The sequence below is a fragment of the Azorhizobium sp. AG788 genome, from assembly GCF_004364705.1.
Classification (GTDB): Bacteria; Pseudomonadota; Alphaproteobacteria; order Rhizobiales; family Xanthobacteraceae; genus Azorhizobium; species Azorhizobium caulinodans.
In genome coordinates, this window is the sequence record NZ_SOBM01000003.1 from 407,098 (window position 1) to 426,594 (window position 19,497).

16 protein-coding genes and 2 tRNA genes are annotated in these 19,497 nt (G+C 69.3%); 9 read left to right on the forward strand and 9 right to left on the reverse strand.

Going from position 1 to position 19,497, the window contains the following annotated elements; all coding sequences use genetic code 11:
* Positions 1-2 precede the first annotated feature (2 nt).
* Positions 3-3,263, reverse strand: a complete 3,261-nt coding sequence (locus DFO45_RS09715) for a helicase-related protein (protein WP_133864679.1) — start codon at positions 3,261-3,263, stop codon at positions 3-5.
* Between the two features lie 371 nt (positions 3,264-3,634).
* On the opposite strand from DFO45_RS09715, the gene DFO45_RS24910 reads away from it, so the two are divergent.
* From DFO45_RS24910 to metW, 3 genes are all read left to right on the forward strand, one after another.
* Positions 3,635-3,943 carry a hypothetical protein gene (locus DFO45_RS24910; protein ID WP_166657086.1) on the forward strand — a complete coding sequence of 103 codons (309 nt, stop codon included), beginning with the start codon at positions 3,635-3,637 and terminating at the stop codon, positions 3,941-3,943.
* Between the two features lie 89 nt (positions 3,944-4,032).
* Complete coding sequence (locus DFO45_RS09725; protein WP_133864681.1) at positions 4,033-5,244, forward strand: homoserine O-acetyltransferase; 1,212 nt, start codon at positions 4,033-4,035, stop codon at positions 5,242-5,244.
* A gap of 3 nt (positions 5,245-5,247) precedes the next feature.
* The gene (metW, locus tag DFO45_RS09730) at positions 5,248-5,898 is read left to right on the forward strand and encodes a methionine biosynthesis protein MetW (protein WP_012168759.1); all 651 of its coding nucleotides are present in this window, start codon (positions 5,248-5,250) and stop codon (positions 5,896-5,898) included.
* Positions 5,899-5,932: 34 nt separating this feature from the next.
* Here the strand turns inward: metW and DFO45_RS09735 are convergent, their stop codons facing one another.
* Positions 5,933-6,331 (reverse strand): RidA family protein, encoded by a 399-nt coding sequence (locus tag DFO45_RS09735; protein ID WP_133864682.1) that lies wholly within the window; start codon positions 6,329-6,331, stop codon positions 5,933-5,935.
* Positions 6,332-6,514: 183 nt separating this feature from the next.
* Between DFO45_RS09735 and DFO45_RS09740 the strand changes: the two genes are divergently transcribed.
* The gene (locus DFO45_RS09740) at positions 6,515-7,123 is read left to right on the forward strand and encodes a TetR/AcrR family transcriptional regulator (protein WP_133864683.1); all 609 of its coding nucleotides are present in this window, start codon (positions 6,515-6,517) and stop codon (positions 7,121-7,123) included.
* A 7-nt stretch (positions 7,124-7,130) separates the two neighbouring features.
* On the opposite strand, the gene DFO45_RS09745 is transcribed toward DFO45_RS09740, so the two are convergent.
* Positions 7,131-7,877, reverse strand: a complete 747-nt coding sequence (locus DFO45_RS09745; RefSeq protein ID WP_012168756.1) for a methyltransferase domain-containing protein — start codon at positions 7,875-7,877, stop codon at positions 7,131-7,133.
* A gap of 155 nt (positions 7,878-8,032) precedes the next feature.
* Here DFO45_RS09745 and gloB point away from each other — a divergent pair, with 155 nt between their 5' ends.
* From gloB to hslU, 4 genes are all read left to right on the forward strand, one after another.
* Positions 8,033-8,806, forward strand: a complete 774-nt coding sequence (gene gloB, locus DFO45_RS09750; RefSeq protein WP_012168755.1) for a hydroxyacylglutathione hydrolase — start codon at positions 8,033-8,035, stop codon at positions 8,804-8,806.
* Positions 8,807-9,253, forward strand: a complete 447-nt coding sequence (locus tag DFO45_RS09755) for a cupin domain-containing protein (RefSeq protein WP_133864684.1) — start codon at positions 8,807-8,809, stop codon at positions 9,251-9,253.
* A gap of 69 nt (positions 9,254-9,322) precedes the next feature.
* On the forward strand, positions 9,323-9,865 hold the full coding sequence (gene hslV, locus DFO45_RS09760; protein ID WP_043878735.1) for an ATP-dependent protease subunit HslV: 543 nt from the start codon (positions 9,323-9,325) through the stop codon (positions 9,863-9,865).
* Positions 9,866-9,954: 89 nt separating this feature from the next.
* Positions 9,955-11,262, forward strand: a complete 1,308-nt coding sequence (hslU, locus tag DFO45_RS09765; RefSeq protein ID WP_133864685.1) for an ATP-dependent protease ATPase subunit HslU — start codon at positions 9,955-9,957, stop codon at positions 11,260-11,262.
* 164 nt (positions 11,263-11,426) lie between these two features.
* Here the strand turns inward: hslU and DFO45_RS09770 are convergent, their stop codons facing one another.
* The 3 genes from DFO45_RS09770 to DFO45_RS09780 form a co-directional block, all read right to left on the reverse strand.
* Positions 11,427-13,238: a hypothetical protein gene (locus DFO45_RS09770; protein WP_133864686.1), complete on the reverse strand. Its 1,812-nt coding sequence runs from the start codon at positions 13,236-13,238 to the stop codon at positions 11,427-11,429.
* A 455-nt stretch (positions 13,239-13,693) separates the two neighbouring features.
* On the reverse strand, positions 13,694-13,846 hold the full coding sequence (locus tag DFO45_RS09775; protein ID WP_012168750.1) for a DUF3309 family protein: 153 nt from the start codon (positions 13,844-13,846) through the stop codon (positions 13,694-13,696).
* Between the two features lie 107 nt (positions 13,847-13,953).
* Positions 13,954-15,822: an aminopeptidase P family protein gene (locus DFO45_RS09780; RefSeq protein WP_133864687.1), complete on the reverse strand. Its 1,869-nt coding sequence runs from the start codon at positions 15,820-15,822 to the stop codon at positions 13,954-13,956.
* Between the two features lie 324 nt (positions 15,823-16,146).
* On the opposite strand from DFO45_RS09780, the gene DFO45_RS09785 reads away from it, so the two are divergent.
* Positions 16,147-16,221 (forward strand) — tRNA-Gly (locus tag DFO45_RS09785).
* A gap of 278 nt (positions 16,222-16,499) precedes the next feature.
* Here DFO45_RS09785 and DFO45_RS09790 read toward each other — a convergent pair.
* The 3 genes from DFO45_RS09790 to DFO45_RS09800 all read right to left on the reverse strand — a co-directional run bounded on the left by DFO45_RS09790 (position 16,500) and on the right by DFO45_RS09800 (position 19,459).
* A tRNA-Ser gene (locus DFO45_RS09790) sits at positions 16,500-16,589 on the reverse strand.
* A gap of 302 nt (positions 16,590-16,891) precedes the next feature.
* The gene (dapD, locus tag DFO45_RS09795) at positions 16,892-17,758 is read right to left on the reverse strand and encodes a 2,3,4,5-tetrahydropyridine-2,6-dicarboxylate N-succinyltransferase (RefSeq protein WP_133864688.1); all 867 of its coding nucleotides are present in this window, start codon (positions 17,756-17,758) and stop codon (positions 16,892-16,894) included.
* A 90-nt stretch (positions 17,759-17,848) separates the two neighbouring features.
* On the reverse strand, positions 17,849-19,459 hold the full coding sequence (locus DFO45_RS09800) for a peptide chain release factor 3 (protein ID WP_133864689.1): 1,611 nt from the start codon (positions 19,457-19,459) through the stop codon (positions 17,849-17,851).
* Between the last annotated feature and the right edge of the window lie 38 nt (positions 19,460-19,497).

Below are 19,497 nucleotides of genomic sequence, written 5' to 3' on the forward strand. Positions count from 1 at the left end.
CCTCACTTGCCCTTCTTCTCCGCCTCCAGCCGCGCCTTCAGGGCGGCGAGGGCAGCGAACGGGCTGTCAGGATCGGCCTGCTTCTCGCGGCGGCGATCCTGCTGCTGCGGGGCACCGCCGCCATGGCGTTCGGGACGCGGCCCGCGGGGCGCGTCGCCCTGCGGCACGCGGAAGCGCTCGCTGCGCGGCGGGCGGTTGCCCTGCCGCTCGCCCTGCGCCGCCGCCTCGCCCTCGCCTTCCGGACGCGGCGGACGGTGGCCCTGGCCGGGGCGATCGCCGGGAGGCCCGTTGCGGCGCTGGCCACCGGGGCGACCGTCGCGGCGTTCACCGCCACGATTGTCCCCGCGACCCTCGCGCTTCTGGCCCGGCGCGCCTTCGCGGCGCGGCGCACCCGGCGGACGGCCCGGACGCCACACCTCGATGAGGGCCGGCTCTTCGGGGTTCGCCTCGCCGGCCACGGCTTCCGCCGCCTCGGCGGGGGTCGCGTCGCCAGCGGCAGGGGCTTCCACGGCGCCGACTTCCTCTGCGCTCTCGGCAGCGGTGGGATCGGCGCTCTCCGCGATCACCGCCTCGGTCTCGGCGGCTTCCGCCACCTCTTCGACCGGCGCGTCGTGCTCTTCGTGCGGGGCGTCCTCATGGGGCACATCTTCATGCGCCTCAACCGGAGCGGGCGCCTCGGAGGCCTCGAACAGCAGGTCCGCTTCGATGGCGCCTTCCGGCGCCGGCGTCAGCGGCTCGGCCGCTTCCGGCGCGGGCGCAGCCTCGGTCACAGCGGCGGTCTCGGCCTCCGGCGGCGGGGCCGCGCGGCGCTCCATGCGATAGCCGAGCGACTTCAGGATCGAGGCGAAATCCTCACCCGAGCAGCCGGCGAGCGAAGTCATGCCCACCGTCACGGTGAAGCCGCGACCGTCCACGGCACCCGGCGGCTTCGGGCCGGGGGAGTTCGGCCGCCAGGCCAGCGCCGGGCGGATGAGGTCGGCGAGACGCTCCAGGATGTCCACGCGCACCGCCCGCTCGCCGCAGACGCGGAAGCCGACGGCCCGGTAGAGGCCCTTCTGGATCTCGTGATCCACGGGAATGGAGGTGCGCCCGCTCGCCGCCAGATGCGGCAGCTCGTCGAGGCCCTTCTGCTGCAGGCCGCCGTGCTTCAGCGCATAGAGCTGCGCCGCCAGCGTGCGCGGGGCCGGCTTCAGGAGCGCGGGCAGATAGATGTGATGGGCACCGAACCGCACGCCATAGCCGCGCAGCGTGGCGCGGGCGGTCTGGTCGAGGGTCTTCATCTCCTCGGCCACCTTGGTGCGCTCCAGCACGCCGAGGGACTCGACGATCTGGAAGGCGATGCCGCGGGCGATGCCGGTGATGTCCTCGGCGGTGGCGAGCTTGTTCAGGGAGCCGAGCAGCTTCTCGATGTGGGCGTTCACCCACAGCGTGAGGCGCGCCTCCACCTGATCGCGGGCGGGGCCGGTCAGATGCTCGTCGGCGATGATCTTGAAGCGGGGCTTCAGCACCTCGTCGCCGGGGATGAGCTTGGCCACCGGCTCACCCGTCCAGCGGACGGTGCCGTCATGGCTGAGCACGAACGCCTCGTCCACCGCCTGCGACAGGCGGTTGGCGCGGGTCTCGATCTCCCCGGCCAGTGCCTTCTGCGCGGCGGCGCGCAGGGCCTTGGCCTCTTCCCCGCCGGCGGTGGGGTCTGGTGCGAACTGGAATCCCTGGAGATGGCCGATCACATGGCCTTCCACGGTAACATCGCCGGTCTTGCTGATCTCAGTCTCGAGCATCGTGTTCTCTCGCAGGCGTCGCATGAGCATGCTGGTCCGGCGGTCCACGAAACGTTGTGCCAATCGTTCGTGAAGCGCGTCGGACAGCTTGTCTTCGACCCCTCTTGTGACGCCTTGCCAGTGCTCCGGGTCCCCTAGCCAATCGGGCCGGTTGGCTACGAAGGTGAGGGTTCTCACCTGCGCGATCCGGCTCGACAGCGTGTCGATGTCTCCTTCCGCGCGATCGGTCAAGGCGATTTGACGCGCGAACCAGTCGTCGGGGATGCGACCACCGGTCCCGACATACTGAAAAAGCGTGGAAATCAGCTCCGCATGGGCGCCTGGGGAAACTTTCCGATAGTCGGGCACCTGGCAGACGTCCCACAGCCGCTCCACCACCGCAGGTGAGGTCACGCGGGCCGTCACGTCCGCGTCGCGGCTCATGATTTCCAGCACCTGCACGTCGTCGCCGGTGGGTGCGCGGGTCAGCCCCTCCTCCCGCGGCGGGAGCGCGAGGCTGTCCGTCAGCGTGCGGATGGTCCGGTAGTCCGGCACGGCGTTGCGCCACTGCAACACCCGTGCGTTCTCGAAATCGTGAGCCTCCAGCCGCTCCACCAATTCCTGGTCGAGGGGCGGACAGCGGCCCGTGGTGCCGAAGGTGCCATCGCGCATGGCCCGGCCGGCGCGGCCCGCGATCTGCGCCATCTCCATGGGGTTGAGGCGGCGGAACTGCCAGCCGTCGAACTTCCGGTCCGAGGCGAAGGCCACATGGTCCACGTCGAGATTGAGGCCCATGCCGATGGCATCGGTGGCGATGAGATAATCCACATCGCCGTTCTGGTAGAGTTCCACCTGCGCATTGCGGGTGCGGGGCGAGAGCGCCCCCATCACCACAGCCGCCCCGCCCCGCTGGCGGCGGATGAATTCGGCGATGGAATAGACCTCCTCCGCCGAGAAGGCGACGATGGCCGAGCGGCGCGGCAGGCGGGAAATCTTCTTCTCGCCGGCAAACATCAGGGTCGAGAGGCGGGGCCGCTCCACCATGGTGACGCCGGGCATGAGCTTCTGGATCAGCGGCCGCATGGTGGCCGAGCCCAGCAGCATGGTCTCGAAGCGGCCGCGCCGGTTCAGCAGCCGGTTGGTGAAGACATGGCCGCGATCGAGATCGGTGGCGAGTTGCACCTCGTCGATGGCAACGAAGGCCACATCCACGTCGCGCGGCATGGCCTCGACGGTGGCCACCCAGTAGCGCGGGTTCTTCGGCTTGATCTTCTCTTCACCGGTGATGAGCGCCACGTTTTTGGCGCCCACCCGCTCCACCACCCGCTGATAGACCTCGCGCGCCAGCAGCCGGAGCGGCAGGCCGATGAGGCCGCTCTCGTGTCCCAGCATGCGCTCGATGGCGAGGTGGGTCTTGCCGGTGTTGGTGGGGCCGAGCACGGCCGTGACGCCCCGCGCCCTGATGGACGGCGGCAGCACGGCAAGCTTGGTGACGTCATCCATTCGGTCGGCGGGGTCCGGCAGCTCGGGGGACAGCTCTGTACCATATCGGGACGCAAAGGCGACACGTCCAGTGCTGCCGCCCGAATGGCCGGAACAGGGGCGGGACGAAGGGCGCCCGAATCGGACGAGGGCGCCGGTGCCGGTTTCGTTCCCCTCCGCCCTGCCCGTCCCGAAACGGGACAGCCGGCGCAAGCCCCACGAACACGACGCGAACAAAGCCCGTCCGAATCGGAGCGCCGCCCCGGATCGCACTCTGTTCTGCGTTCCTCGCGGCCGGCTGCCGAACTTTGGCAGGAACAAGGCACGCCCGTCCCCGTTGGTCTGGCAGGGCGCGCCGTCGACCAGACGCGCCGGCGAGACGGGAGGACGACATGCGGCACGGAAGCATCCTGATCATCGGCCTCGTGGCCGGCGCGCTCGCGGCGGCGAGTGCGGGCCATTCCGCCAGCGCCCAGACAACGGGCGGCGTGACACAGACCAGTCCTTCCGGCGGGGCGGTGCGGACCTATTCCAACGGGGTGCGCGTGCCAGTGCCGCAGAACCCGTCGGCGGCGCAAGAACGCGAAGACGGCGACGTGACCGGCTCCGTCGCCAGCCGGGAGCGGCGCGTGCCAGATCCCAACACCACCCGCAACGCGCTGGGCTGTCCGCAGATCGATCCGCTCTGCCAGGGGCAGTGACGGTGCGCCGTTAAGGCTGCCGCGCGGACCGCTCCGTTCCGGAGGCGAGGCGGCTTGACAGGGGACCCTCCGCGTCGCTTGGTGGCGGCATGGGAGAAACGGTCAAAATCGAGACGGGACGCCAGACGGCGGAAGATGTGAAGGCACGCCGGGAAGCGGATGAGCCCCATTCGCCGCTCGTGCGCTTCGGAGCCGACAAGCCGCTGCGGCTGGACGCGGGCGTCGAACTGCGCGGGCTTCAGGTCGCCTATCAGACCTATGGCGAGCCGAACGCCGACCGCTCCAACGCCATTCTCGTCTGCCACGCCCTCACCGGCGACCAGCACGTGGCCAACATCAATCCGGTGACGGGCAAGCCCGGCTGGTGGGAGACCATGGTCGGCCCCGGCAAGCCCATCGATACCGAGCGCTTCTTCGTGATCTGCGCCAACGTGCTCGGCGGCTGCATGGGCACCACCGGGCCCTCCTCCACCAATCCGGCCACCGGGCGGGCCTACGGGCTGGAGATGCCCGTGGTGACCATCCGCGACATGGTGAATGCGCAGGCCATGCTGCTCGATCATCTGGGCATCGAGCGCCTGTTCTGCGTGGCCGGCGGTTCCATGGGCGGCATGCAGGTGCTGCAATGGGCGGCGAGCTATCCCGAGCGGGTCTTCTGTGCCCTGCCCATCGCCACCGCCGCGCGCCATTCGGCGCAGAACATCGCCTTTGGCGAGGTGGGCCGGCAGGCGGTGATGGCCGACCCCGACTGGCGTGGCGGCGACTATCTCAACCAGGGCGTCGCCCCCCATCGCGGGCTCTCGGTGGCGCGCATGGCCGCGCACATCACCTACATGTCCGATCAGGCGCTGCACCGGAAATTCGGCCGGCGGCTGCAGAACCGCATCCTGCCCACCTTCGGCTTCGATGCCGACTTCCAGGTGGAAAGCTATCTGCGCCATCAGGGCGAGAGTTTCGTGCAGCGTTTCGACGCCAATTCCTATCTCTACGTCACCCGCGCCATGGATTATTTCGACCTCGCGGCGGATTATGACGGCGTGCTCGCCAACGCCTTCCGCAGTTCCAAGACGCGCTTCTGCGTCGTCTCCTTCACCTCGGACTGGCTGTTCACCACGCAGGATTCCCGCGCCATCGTCCACGCCCTCAACGCCTCCGGCGCCAGCGTCTCCTATGCGGAGATCGAGAGCGACAAGGGCCATGACGCCTTCCTGCTGGAGGAGCCGGAGCTGTTCGACATCTCGCGCGGCTTCCTCGACAGCGCCGCCCGCGCGGCGGGCCTGCCTCCGGCGAGGACGCGCTAGACCATGGCCTATCGGGACCGGACGCTGGATGAGAGCGCGGTGCGCTCGCAGGGCGGGCGCGTCGATCTTGTGGTGGTGGCCGAGATGGTCGCCCCCGGCTCGCGCGTGCTCGATGTGGGCTCGGGTGACGGCGAACTGCTCGACCTTCTCGCCACCACGCGCGGCTGCGACGCGCGCGGCATCGAACTCTCGCGGGAGGGCGTGAATGCCGGCGTCGCCCGCGGTCTTGCCATCGTGCAGGGCGACGCGGACGTGGACCTCGCCCATTATCCGGACGACAGCTTCGATTACGTGATCCTGTCGCAGACCATCCAGGCCACCCGCCGTCCGCGCTGGGTGCTGGAGCAGATGCTGCGCATCGGCCGACACGCCATCGTCTCCTTCCCGAACTTCGGCCACTGGCGCTCGCGGTTCGACCTGCTCGTCTATGGGCGGATGCCGGTCACCGACAACATGCCCTATGCCTGGTACGAGACGCCGAACATCCATTTCTGCACCATCCGCGACTTCGTGGCCCTTGCGGAGACGCTGGACGCGCGGATGGAGCAGGCGGTGGCGCTCGATTCCTCCGGCCACCGGGTGCGGGTGAACATGCCCTGGTGGGTGTGGAACCTGCTCGGCGAACAGGCCGTGTTCCTGCTCTCCCGCAAGTGAGCTGCGCGGGGAGCCGCGCCGCCGCCTGACAGGATCAGGCTGCCTGCGGCACGCGGGCGATGACCTTGATCTCGAAATCGAAGCCGGCCAGCCAAGTCACGCCCACCGCCGTCCAGTTGGGATAGGGCGCCTGCGGGAAGGCCTTCGTCCTTACGGCCGTGACCGCCTCGAACTGCCGCTCCGGGTCGGTATGGAAGGTCGTGACATCCACGATGTCGTCGAAGGTGCAGCCTGCGACCTTGAGCACGGCATTGAGATTGTCGAAGGCGCGTTGGACCTGCGCCTCGAACTCCGGCTCGGGCGAGCCGTCGGAGCGGCTGCCCACCTGCCCCGAAACGAACAGGAGATCCCCGGAACGGATCGCCGCCGAATAGCGGTTGATCTCGTAGAGGGCCTGCCGGCCGGCAGGAAAGAGGGCTTCGGACGTGCGCATGGCGGGTCTCCAGGCATGGAAGGGCGTTCGCTCCGGTGGGAGCGTTGCGGAGTAACGGATAGGCATCCGGCGGCGGGGTGCGTGGCAGCACATTGAAATACGCGCCGTATGCGAACATATTCCGACATACGGTGCGCATGTCAAGTTCACATACGGTCCGTATGTATTTTGAGCGAGGGTGACATGGCTTCCGGCAAGCGCGCGCAGATGATGGAGGAGACCAGGGCCAAGCTCATCGGCGCGGCCCGCAAGGCCTTCGCTGAGAAGGGCTATGCCGCGGCATCCATGGACGAGCTGACCGCCGAGGTCGGCCTGACGCGGGGCGCGCTCTATCACAATTTCGGAGACAAGAAGGGTCTGCTGCAGGCGGTCATCGACCAGATGGACGCCGAGATGCTGGTGCGGATGCAGGCCGCGCAACAGAGCGCGCCGAGTCCGTGGCTGGCCTTCGAAGCCGAGGGCGTCGCCTATATCGAGATGTCGCTGGAGCCGGAGATTCAGCGCATCATGCTGCTCGACGGCCCGGCGGTGCTCGGCGATCCCTCGCAGTGGCCCAACCAGACGGCCTGCCTGCGGCGCACCACCGCGACGATCGAGACCCTGATCGCGGCGGGCACGATCCGCCCCATGGATGCCGAAGCAGCGGCCCGGCTCGTCAATGGCGCGGCGCTCAACGCGGCACTCTGGATCGCGGCGGCGGATGATCCGCACGCCGTGCTGAAGAAGGCGGTGGAGGCCTTCCGGTATCTGGTCTCGGGCCTGCGCAGGCCCGTTTCCGTCGGCGCATCGTGACCTCGCCCTACCCCGTCCGGCCGTAGCCTCCCGGCACCGCCACGGGCACAAGGCCGGGCTCCAGCGCCGGGGCGAGGCGCACGCGCTTCACCGGGGCGGGGCGGTAGAGCTGCTTCGTTGCCTCCACCACGTGCACGCCGGCGAACGGGAGCGACAGACGCCCACCCGCCCGTTCCCAGGCGATGGCGGTGCGCAGCAGCCATTTGCTGGAGACCGGCGGCACATAGAGCGCCTCGCCCCAGCCGACCGGCGTGAACAGCGCCTCCCGCAGCAGGCGCACCACCTGCCCGCGCGAGAAGGGGCTGCCGTTGCCAAAGGGGGTGGTGTCGAGCCGCGCCCAGACGCTGCGGCGGTTTGGCACGATAGCGAGCAGCCGCCCGCCGGGGGCCAGCACGCGCCACACCTCCCGCAGCACGTCCGCCGCATTGGGCGTCATCTCGAGGAGATGGACGGCGATCACCCGGTCCATGGAGGAGGTGGGCAATGGCAGTTCGAGCTCGTCGGAAAGGGCGGCGAGCGTCGGGGCGGTGGAGGGCCAGCGCACCACGCCTTGCGCGGCGGGCATGACGGCGATGCAGCGCTCCGCCTCCTCCCGGAATACGCCGAGGTAGGGCGTCGCGTAACCAAGCCCGAGGATGGACAGGCCGGTGACATCAGGAAAGCGGGCGCGGATGGAGCGCGCGATCAGCCGCCGGGTCACGAGGCCGAGCGGCTGGGCATAGAAGCTACGCAAATCCACAACGTCCAGGAACATCATCCGCCTCCTGCGAACGTCTTATAGCAGACCATGCCCGGACAGGCGGAAGCTCTGCGCCAGTTCCGCCATGTTCCGGTTGTCACGTGGAACGAGGTGGTTTGCGCGCGGCGGCGTGCTACTCAGGGACGCGCCGCAGCAGGAGGAGATGAAACATGCCGCTGGATATCCGCGTCATCCCGTGCCTGAGCGACAATTACGCCGTCCTCCTGCACGATCCCCTCACCGAGGCGACCGCCGTGGTGGACGCGCCCGAGCCCGGCCCGATCATGGACGCGCTGGAGCTGGAAGGCTGGGACCTCACCCACATCCTCATCACCCATCACCATGCCGACCATGTGGACGGCGTGCTGGCGCTGAAGGCGCAATATGGCGCCACCGTCGTCGGCCCGAAGGCCGAGGCCGCCACCATTCCGGCCCTCGATGTGGAGGTGGTGGATGCCGATCCCGTGGGTCTCGGCTCGGCCATCGGTCGGGTGATCGAGACCCCGGGCCACACGGCGGGCCACATCTCCTTCGTCTTCCCGGAAGAGAAGCTGCTGTTTGCCGGCGACACGCTGTTCGTCATGGGCTGCGGCCGGGCGCTGGAATGCGACCCGCCGGTGCTGTGGCACTCGCTCCAGCGCCTGCGCACCCTGCCCGATGATTTCTCGCTCTATTGCGGGCACGAATACACGGTGGCCAACGGCCGGTTCGCGCTCAGCGTGGATCCCGACAACGGCGCCCTGCGTGCCCGCGTCGCCGACGCCGAGGCGGCGCGGCGGGAGGGCAAGCCCACGATTCCGGCGCTGCTCGGCGACGAGCGTCTCACCAATCCCTTCCTGCGGGCGGACGATCCCGACATGGCCGAACGCCTCGGCCTTGCCGGCGCCGATCCCGCTGCCGTCTTCACCGAACTGCGTGCCCGCAAGAATGTGTTCCGGGGCTGAATGATGTCCGACCTCTCCCGCCTGTCCGCCGCCGAAATCATCGCAAAACTGGATCTCAAGCCGCATCCGGAAGGCGGCCATTATCGCGAGACCTTCCGCGACATGGCGCCGGAAGGCACCCGCGCCGCATCCACCGCCATCTATTTCCTGTTGCAGGCCGGCGAGCGCTCCCACTGGCACCGCGTGGATGCCAGCGAGACCTGGCACTATTACGCCGGCGCGCCGCTCAGCCTTCATCTCGCGCCCGAGGGCGAGGCGACCCGCACCCTCACGCTCGGCACGGATCTCGCAGCCGGACAGGAGCCGCAGGGCGTGGTGCCGCCCTTCGTCTGGCAGGCGGCGGAGAGCCTCGGTGCCTGGACGTTGGTGGGCTGCACGGTGGCCCCGGCCTTCCTGTTCTCCGGCTTCCAGCTCGCCCCGCCGGACTGGAAACCGGACTGGGCATGAGGCCGCAAGCGGCAGACATTGCACCGGCGGCGGAAGGTCTTAAGTAAGGCCCCGTCAGCGGAGCCTTACATGCATTCCCCAGATACCATTTACGGAACGACCATCGTCACGGTGCGCAAGGGCAATCGCGTCGCGATCGCCGGCGACGGGCAGGTGACCCTGGGCCAGACCGTCCTCAAGGCCAATGCGCGCAAGGTGCGCCGTCTGGGCAAGGGCGACGTGATCGGCGGCTTCGCCGGCGCCACCGCCGACGCCTTCACGCTGTTCGAGCGGCTGGAGGCGAAGCTGGAGCAGTATCCCGGCCAGCTCCAGCGCGCGGCGGTGGAACTCGCCAAGGACTGGCGCACGGACCGCTATCTGCGCCGGCTGGAAGCCATGATGATTGTGGCGGATGCCAACGTCTCCCTCGTGCTCACCGGCACCGGCGACGTGCTGGAGCCGGAGGCGGGCGTTGCAGGCATCGGCTCGGGCGGCATGTATGCGCTCGCCGCAGCACGCGCCCTGCTCGACCGCGAGGATGCACCGGAAGCCATCGTGCGCCGCTCGCTGGAGATCGCCGCCGACATCTGCGTCTATACCAATCGCAACATCATCGTTGAGACCATCGGCTGACCCTGAAGCCCGCGTGAGCGTTTCAGGCGGCCGGTGCCTCACCGCATCCCCCTGGGCTGATCCGCGCCGGGACACGAAAGACGAACGAGATGAGTGACTTTTCCCCCCGCGAGATCGTCTCCGAGCTCGACCGCCACATCGTCGGCCAGGGCAAGGCCAAGCGCGCCGTGGCCATCGCCTTGCGCAACCGCTGGCGGCGTCAGCAGCTTCAGGGCCACATGCGCGAGGAGGTTCTGCCCAAGAACATCCTGATGATCGGCCCGACCGGCGTCGGCAAGACCGAGATTTCCCGCCGCCTCGCGCGCCTCGCGGGCGCGCCGTTCCTGAAGGTGGAGGCCACCAAGTTCACCGAAGTCGGCTATGTGGGCCGCGACGTGGAGCAGATCATCCGCGATCTCGTGGAGGTGGGCATCGGCCTCGTGCGCGAGCAGAAGCGCAAGGATGTGCAGGCCCGCGCCCATCTCGCCGCCGAGGAGCGGGTCCTGGACGCGCTGGTGGGCGCCAACTCCTCTTCGACCACTCGCGATGCCTTCCGCAAGAAGCTGCGGGCCGGCGAGCTGGACGAGAAGGAAGTGGAGATCGAGGTGCAGCAGGGCGGACAGGGGATGCCCATGTTCGAGATCCCCGGCATGCCCGGCGCCCAGATGGGCGCGGTCTCGCTGGGCGACATGCTGGGCAAGGCGTTCGGCGGCCGCACCAAGGCCCGCCGCGTGCTGGTGAAGGATGCCCATCCCCTCCTCCTCACCGAGGAAGCCGACAAGCTCATCGACCAGGAGGCCACCACCCAGGAGGCCATCTATGCCGTGGAGAACAACGGCATCGTCTTCCTCGACGAGATCGACAAGATCGCCCAGCGCGAGGGCCGCTCCGGCGCCGACGTCTCCCGCGAGGGCGTGCAGCGCGACCTGCTGCCGCTGATCGAGGGTACCACCGTCTCCACCAAGCACGGCCCGGTGAAGACCGACCACATCCTGTTCATCGCCTCCGGCGCCTTCCACGTCTCCAAGCCCTCCGACCTGTTGCCGGAGCTTCAGGGCCGCCTGCCCATCCGCGTGGAGCTGGAAGCCCTCACCCGCGCCGATTTCGTGCGCATCCTCACCGAGACGGAGGCGAGCCTCGTCAAGCAGTCCGTCGCCCTCATGGGCACGGAGGGTGTGACGCTGGACATCACCCCCGACGCTGTCGAGGCCATTGCGGACGTGGCTGTGGAGGTGAATTCGACCGTGGAGAATATCGGCGCCCGCCGGCTCCAGACGGTGATGGAGCGCGTGCTGGACGAACTGTCCTTCACCGCCCCCGACCGCTCGGGCGAGACGGTGAGCATCGATGCCGCCTATGTCCGCGAGCGCGTGGCCGACCTCGCCAAGAACGCCGATCTCAGCCGCTTCATCCTGTGAGATCCGAGGGCGCGCCTCCGCCTCGCCTTCGGGCAGGCGGCGGCGTGCCGCTCAGAGTACGCGCCGATCGGATTGCATCGCCATCTGATCGGATCACGCGTTCTCTTTCTTGAGGTCAGCGGGCGATTCACCGAGCGGATTGATACAATCCGCTCGGATCGCGCTCAGCCCCGCGTGGAGCCGGCCGAGACCGCCCGCGGGCCGAGGCCCGCCTGCTCCAGCTCGGAGAGCACCGGCTCGGCCGTGTCCGCATAAGGCAGCATGGTGTGGACCACCCGGCGCACGCCGGCGGCGCCGTCCGGCGTCTCCCGCACCAGGGCCATCACCACCTCGTGCTCCTGCTCGGTCCGCCCCAGCGCCTTCAGCGCCAGCGCGAGGCCGATGCGCGTCTGCGGCGAAGGATGCAGTTGCAGCGGGGCGAGCACGCCGGCCGCCGCATGGGCGTCCTCCCGGAGGAAGGCGGAGATGGCGATGAAGGCGTCCTGCATGGGGGTGCGCAGCGCGCCATGGGCGCGGGCGAAATTCAGCAGCGCCTCGCCCTGCTCGGGCTGGCCGAGGCCGATACGTACCATGCCCACGTCCGCCGCTACGTCATAGTCGAGCGGATTGAGCGCCAGCGCCCGTTCGGCCGCCGCCAGCGCGGCATCCCGCTCGCCGCGCATATAGTCCACCTTGGCCAGGACCTTGGAGGCATAGGCGCTGGTGGGGGCGAGATCGGCGGCGAGCTCCGCATTGCGCAGCATCTGCGCCAGCATGTCCGGATCTGCGGGCGCGGCGGGATTGCGCCGGATCTCGTCCAGCGCGATCTGTGCCGTCACCGCATGGGCGAGCCCGAAGCCGGTGTGCTGCCGCGCCTCGCGGGCGAGACACTCGCGCACCCCTTGCGGGGTTTCCGCCTCCGAGCCGCGCGACAGGGAATAGACCTGCGCGATGCAGCCGAAGCCTGAGGGACTGGCATCCGCCCGCGCCTGCGACCGCGCCCGCGTCGGCAGCACGCCATAGGACTGCATGAGCGCGACGGCGATGTCGCGCACCACCCGCTGCTCGGTGGCCGGCATGTCGGAGCCCCGGCGCAGGCCCTCGAAATCGGCGGACCAGACGATCGTGCCCTCGCACCGGTCCGACAGGCGCACCAGCAAGGAGAAGGTGCCGTCCTCCCGGCCCTCTGCGAGCCCCGACAAGGCGAACACTGAGCGCGGCGGCGGATCGCGGCATTCCCGCACCGAGGCCTCCTGCCCCGGCTCCATCACGTCCACGAAATCGAAGCGGGCGAACGCATCCCGCAGGCGGGCCTCGATGGCGTGGGTCTCGGCCTGCGTGGGCGCACGGCTGCCCACCGTCTCGAAGGGGCGCACGTCGATGATCGGCATGCCGAGCCGGTCGGCAAGATCACGCGGCCCTTCGGCTTGCGCGAACAGGCTCGCGAACGGCCAGGCACCCGAGACGGCACGCACGCCCAGCGTGCCCAGCATCAGCAGGAGGACCAGCACCACCGCCGGAACGCCCCAGCGCCGCAGGCCGCTTCCGGCGACTTGCGGCGCAACGACGGGGATGGCGTCCTCGCCGGTCGGACGCTGCGCCTCTTCGGGCAGCACATCGGCAGCGGCACCGCGCGGCCGGAAATGCGGCACATAGCTGCCCTTGGGGATGACGATCTCCATTTCGTCATCCACACCCGCGCCGGAATAGTGCCGCTCCAGCGCGCGGCGCAGGCGGGTGGCCTCCACCCGCACGATGGGGTCGCTCTGCGGATCGAAGGAAGCCGGCCGCCCGAGCGCCTCGACGGCGATGGTATAGCCCTTGATCTCCTCCGCCCGCCCGCCGAGCTTGGCCTCCACCACAAAGCGCAGGAAGTCCGCGAGGCGGGGCGAGGACGAGAACTCATCCGAGGCGAGCACCCGTGCAAGCGCGGCGCGCACGCGGGCGGCTTCGCCGTCCTCTTCCCCCGGCGGGGGTGTATCGAGGATCGCGTCCATGTCAGCGCCGCAGGCCGAACGCGCGCGCCCGTCCGCGCCCGCTGGAACGCGGACCCGGCAGACGCACGGACGCTATGGACAACTGACGTACGGTCATAGCCCTCTTTTCGGCCAGCACGCGCCGGGGCGCAAGGGGGCGGCGCCACGCCGGCCGCCGCGCAGGCGTGGAAGATGGGGGCAGTGAACGTCCTGCGGCCATCCTGTTTCCTGCACGTGCGCTACCTCCTCATCCGTCAAGCTTATCCGGCCGCGGGACGGGCGCCACAACCTCGGCCTGCCCCAAGTGCGACCGGCGGATGCGGCGGATGTGAGGCCCAGCCACATCGCGGCGCCATCCGCATACGAAAAAGGCCGGGGAGCGGCGCTCCCCGGCCCGATGACACATCCCGTTTCCCGTCAGCGCCCACCGAGCGGATTGATCCAATCCCCTCGGTTCGCGCTCCAGGTGCGAGGGATCATATGCGGCCTGTCAAAGCCAGAACGATCACCACGATCAGCAGGACGCCGACGATGCCGCCGGGCCCATAACCCCAGCTGCTGCTGTATCCCCAAGTCGGAAGGGCGCCGACCAGAATAAGCACCAAGATGATGATCAGAATAGTTGACATGACGTCTCGTCCCTCTGTCGCCTCTGCTTCCCAAACGCAGGGTTGCGGCAAAGGTTCCGCAGTGCGACCGCCCGACCATCGCGAAGCCAGGCGGCGGAGACGTCACCTCAAGACTTGAGCGGAGCGGTAGCGGCCGCGAGCCAGGCCTGTTCGTCGCCATCGAGCGCCGGCCCCACCTCCCGCGCCACACGGGCGTGATAGGCGTCCATCCAGGCGGTCTCCTCGGCTGTCAGGAGGTCTGTGTCGATCAGCCGCCGGTCGATGGGGGCGAGGGTCAGCGTCTCGAAGCCGAAGAAGCTCTTCTCCGCCCCGGCGATCGCACGCGGCTCCACCAGGATAAGGTTCTCGATGCGGATGCCATAGGCGCCCGTGCGGTAATAGCCGGGCTCGTTGGAGAGGATCATCCCCTCCTCCAGCGCCACGTGGCCGAGCTTGGAGATGCGCGCCGGCCCTTCATGCACGGAGAGCCCCGCCCCGACCCCGTGTCCGGTGCCGTGCTCGAAATCGAGTCCCGCCGCCCACAGGAACTGACGCGCCAGCGTATCGAGCTGCGCCCCCGTGGTGCCCTTCGGGAAGAGGGCGCGGGAGAGGGCGATATGGCCCTTGAGCACAAGCGTGAAATGCGCGCGCATATCCGCCGTCGGCGTGCCCACCGCCAGCGTGCGCGTCACATCCGTCGTGCCGTCGGGATATTGCGCGCCGGAATCGAGCAGGAAGAGCTCGCCGGGCTGGAGCGTCCGATTGGTGGCGCGTGTAACGCGGTAATGAACGATGGCGCCGTTCGGCCCCGCCCCGGAAATGGTGGGGAAGGACACGTCCGTGAGCTGGCCGGTCTCGCGCCGGAAGGTCTCCAGTGCCTCCACGGCGTCGATCTCGGTGAGCGTGCCGGACGCCGCCGCGCCGTCGAACCAGTGGAGGAAGCGCGTCAGCGCCACGCCGTCGCGCAGATGGGCAGCCCGCATGCCGGCGATCTCCGCCGCATTCTTGCGCGCTTTCAGGGCCGAGACCGGATCTGCGCCCTTCGCCACCTTGCCGCCCGCCCGCTCCACCACCTCGGCGAGATGGACGGGTGCCGTCGCCTGATCGAGCCGCACGGTGCGGCCGGCGGCGAAATCGGTGAGCGCCGCCTCCAGATCGTCCTCATGGCGCACATCCGCCACGTCCGACAGGACCGCGCGGACCTCATGGGAGAGCTTGGCGGGGGAGAGGAAGAGCTGCGGCCGCCCCTCCGCCGGCACGAGAGACCAGGCGAGCGGCAGCGGCGTGTGGGCCACATCGCCGCCGCGCACATTGAAGAGCCACGCCGTGGCATGGGGATCGGAGATGAGCGCGCCGTCGAGCCGGTCCTTGCCCAGCGCCTCGCGTACGCGGGCAAGCTTGGACGGCGTCTCCTCGCCCGCCAGAGCGGCATCGAGCAGCCGCAGCGGGGCGCGGGGCGCTTCCGGCCGGTCCGTCCACAGCCGGGCGACGGGATCCTCCGCCACGCTCACCAGCACGCCCTTCGCATTGGCCACCGCGCGGGCGAAGCGATCGCGCCCGTCGAGCGTGGTGCGCCAGGGATCGAAGCCGAGCGAGAGCCCCACCGGAAGGTTGGCCTCCAGCCAGCGTTCCGGGCTCGTTTCGGCCAGCGGCACGACGGTGAAGGCGCCGGTGTCCACCTGCGCCGCCGCCTGAAGCGTGTAGCGGCCATCCACAAACAGCGCCGCGACCTCCGGCAGCACGATAAGAAGGCCGGCCGAGCCGGTGAAGCCCGTGAGCCAGGCGAGACGCTCCTCTCCCGGCGCCACATATTCATTCTGGTGCGCATCGGCCCGAGGCACCACATAGCCGCCGATGCCGCGCCGGGCGAGCTCCGCCCGCAACGCGGCGAGCCGGCCGGGCCCGGCACTGCCGTCGGCGGTCTCCTCGAAGGACTGGAAGCGGGCGTGAAAGCGCGGCGCATGGGCCGACGAAGCAGGGAAGGCAGGATCGGACATGGCGCGAGCTTAGCGCAGCTTGTCCGGCATCCGCATCCCCCTTGCGGCGAGCAAGCAAGAGCGCGCCGCCCGGACGGAGCCCCTCGCGACCACCGCATGCCCCATCGCCCCCTGCCCTGAAGCAACCGGGCGCGCTCTCCGGCGCGCGCCCCATGGCCCGCCGCTTACTCCGCCGTCGTCTTGCGCTGGCCGCCGGATGCCGCGACCCGTGGCGCCGCCCCCCCTTGCCCTCCAACGCTGCTACCGGCCGCTCCCATCCTGCCGGGGACAGCCCGCCTTCGCCCTTGCGAGCGAGCCCCCGCCACGTCTATGGTGCCACCCGCTGCGGGCGTAGTTCAGTGGTAGAACGACAGCTTCCCAAGCTGTATGTCGTGGGTTCGATTCCCATCGCCCGCTCCAATTTCGCGAGCTTCGACAAGGGCTTGTCGGCCTACCGTTGGACTACGCGTTCCTCGCCACGCTCCTCGGTTAAACGGGTTGTTAGTCGCCGTCTGGCTGCGACGCTCGCGTGGCGCACTCTCAGGATCGCTTTGACTGACGTTTAACAGCCCGATCCGGCACCGCGCGCGGGTGACATCCGATCCTGCGCGCTACAACATCATGGGATTGAATCCCGGCTGCTTCAGGCGCCGACATCGGGCGATGGCGTAAACGCAATGCCCACTCAGGGACTGAAATGGCGGAGAGAGAGGGATTCGAACCCTCGATACGGTTTCCCGTATACACGCGTTCCAGGCGTGCGCCTTCAACCACTCGGCCACCTCTCCGCGACACCCGGAGGGGTGCGGAACTCCTGGATGGCATGGGAATGCCGGCCAGACCCGACGCGGGGATTCGGATGGAATCCGATGGCGCCGGTTGGTGCGTCGCCCGCTGTCGAGGTGGCGGAATATAGCGGCTCGGATCGCGCATGCAAGCCGCTTTCCACTGGCAAATGATGCCGGCCCCCAACTGGCTGCAAGGCTCGCGAAAGATGCACCTTTCGCCCGCCGCACCGGCCGGGGCGGAGGGCGTCGTCCGGGGCAGAGCGCCAGCCGGCCCACTGGGGGCCGGCCGCCGAAACTCCCCCTCAGTCGCGCAGGAGGTCGTTGATGGAGGTCTTGGCGCGGGTCTTCTCGTCCACGCGCTTCACGATCACGGCGCAATAGAGCGAGGGGCCGGGCGTGCCGTCCGGCAGCGGCTTGCCGGGCATGGCGCCGGGCACCACCACGGAATAGGCCGGCACCTCGCCGATGAAGACCTCGCCCGTGGTGCGGTCGATGATCTTGGTGGAAGCGGAGATGAAGACGCCCATGGACAGCACGGAGCCCTTGCGCACCACCACGCCCTCGACCACCTCGGAGCGGGCGCCGATGAAGCAGTCGTCCTCGATGATGACCGGGCCGGCCTGAAGCGGCTCCAGCACGCCGCCGATGCCGACGCCGCCGGACAGGTGCACCCGCTTGCCGATCTGCGCGCAGGAGCCCACCGTCGCCCAGGTGTCCACCATGGTGCCCTCGCCCACATGGGCGCCGAGGTTCACGAAGGAGGGCATCAGCACCACGTTGGGCGCGATGTAGGCGGACTGGCGCACGATGGCGCCGGGCACGGCGCGGAAGCCGGCGGCGCGGAATTCGGAAGCGCCCCACTTGGCGAACTTGGAGGGCACCTTGTCCCACCAGGCCGCCCCGCCGGGGCCGCCGGGGATGAGGTCCATGTCGTTAAGGCGGAAGGAGAGCAGCACCGCCTTCTTCAGCCACTGGTTCACCTGCCAGGAGCCGTCGGCGGCGGGCTCGGCCACGCGGGCGGCGCCGGAATCGAGCAGCGCCAGCGCCTCGTTCACCGCCTCGCGGATCTGGCCGGCGGTGGAGAAGCCGATCTCGGCCCGCGCCTCGAAAGCGTCCGTGATGATCTTCTGGAGCGCCGGATCCTGCGCGCGGCCAAGCTCGATCGACATGAAATTCCCCTTCTCAAGACCGTGCGGGCAAGGCCGCCGGATATTCCTCCCCCCCGGGCGCGCTGGCACCGGAGGTTCCATTCTAGACGCTCAGCCGCGTTCCTTCACTGCGACGAACTTGAGCTTCGGCCATTCCTCGATGGCGCGGTCGAGCACCCACTGGCTGCGGGCGAGATAGACCGGCTGGTCGTCGCGGTCGAGGGCGATGGACGAGCGCGAGGTCTCCGCGAAGCGGTCCACCTCGGCCCGGTCGCCGGTGATCCAGCGGGCGGTGACGAAGGACACGCTCTCATAGCGGATGGGCACGCCATATTCCTTGTCGAGCCGCGAGGACAGCACATCGAGCTGCAGCGTGCCCACCACGCCCACGATGGGCGCGGGATCGGTGAGGGGGCGCAGCACCTGCACCACCCCCTCTTCCGCCAGATCATGCAGCGCCTTCTGGAGCTGCTTGCTCTTCATGGGGTCGGCCAGCAGCACCCGCCGCAGGATTTCGGGCGCGAAGTCGGGAATGCCCTCGAAGCGGATGGTCTCGCCTTCCGAGAGGGTGTCGCCCACCCGCAACATGCCGTGGTTGGGAATGCCGATGATGTCGCCGGCCACCGCCTCGTCCACCGTCTCGCGCTCCTGGGCGAAGAAGAAGATGGGGTTGGCGATGGCCATGTGCCGCTTCTCGCGGGCATTGAACAGCTTCATGCCGCGCTTGAACACGCCGGAGCACAGGCGCACGAAGGCCACGCGGTCGCGGTGGTTCGGGTCCATGTTGGCCTGCACCTTGAACACGAAGCCGGAGACGTTCGCCTCCGCCGGCTCCACGGTGCGGCCGTTGGCATTGCGCGGCAGGGGGCTGGGGCCGAAGCCGCCGAGCCCGGCCAGAAGCTGCGCCACCCCGGCCTCCTTGATGGCCGAGCCGTAGAAGACCGGCGAGAGGTGCCCCTCGCGGAAGCTTTCCAGATCGAAGGGCGACAGCACGCCCAGCGCCAGCGACAGGCTCTCCACCGCCTCCTCGACGATGCGCTCTTCCACGCCCTCGAGCCCCAGCAGGTCGATGGGGTCCTCATAGGGCACGATGCGGGTGAGCGGGCCGCCGCGCTCCTCGGCCAGCAAAGCGCGCTTGCCGGGCACGTCGATGAGGCCGCGGAAATCGGTGCCGAGGCCAATGGGCCAGGTGAAGGGGGTGAGGTCGAGCGCCAGCGTCGCGGCGATGTCGTCCATCAGGCCGAGCGGGTCCTGCCCCTCGCGGTCCACCTTGTTGATGAAGGTGAAGATGGGGATGTCGCGCAGGCGGCACACCTCGAACAGCTTGCGCGTCTGGCTCTCGATGCCCTTGGCGACGTCGATGACCATGACGGCCGCGTCCACCGCCGAGAGGGTGCGGTAGGTGTCCTCGGAGAAGTCCGAGTGGCCGGGGGTGTCCAGCAGGTTGAAGACGATGCCGTCGCGCTCGAAGGTCATCACCGAGGAGGTGACGGAGATGCCGCGCTGCTGCTCGATCTCCATCCAGTCGGAGCGGGTGCGGCGGCGCTCGCCGCGCGCCTTCACCTGCCCCGCCTGCCGGATGGCGCCGGAGGCCAGCAGCAGCTTCTCCGTCAGCGTGGTCTTGCCCGCGTCAGGATGCGAGATGATGGCGAAGGTGCGCCGGCGCGTGAAATCGGGCTGGCCGCCGGCGGATGCCGGAGCCTCGGGGGTCTGGTCGAGCATGGCGCGGCTTATAGCGGGAAAGCGCGCGCGGGGGGAGA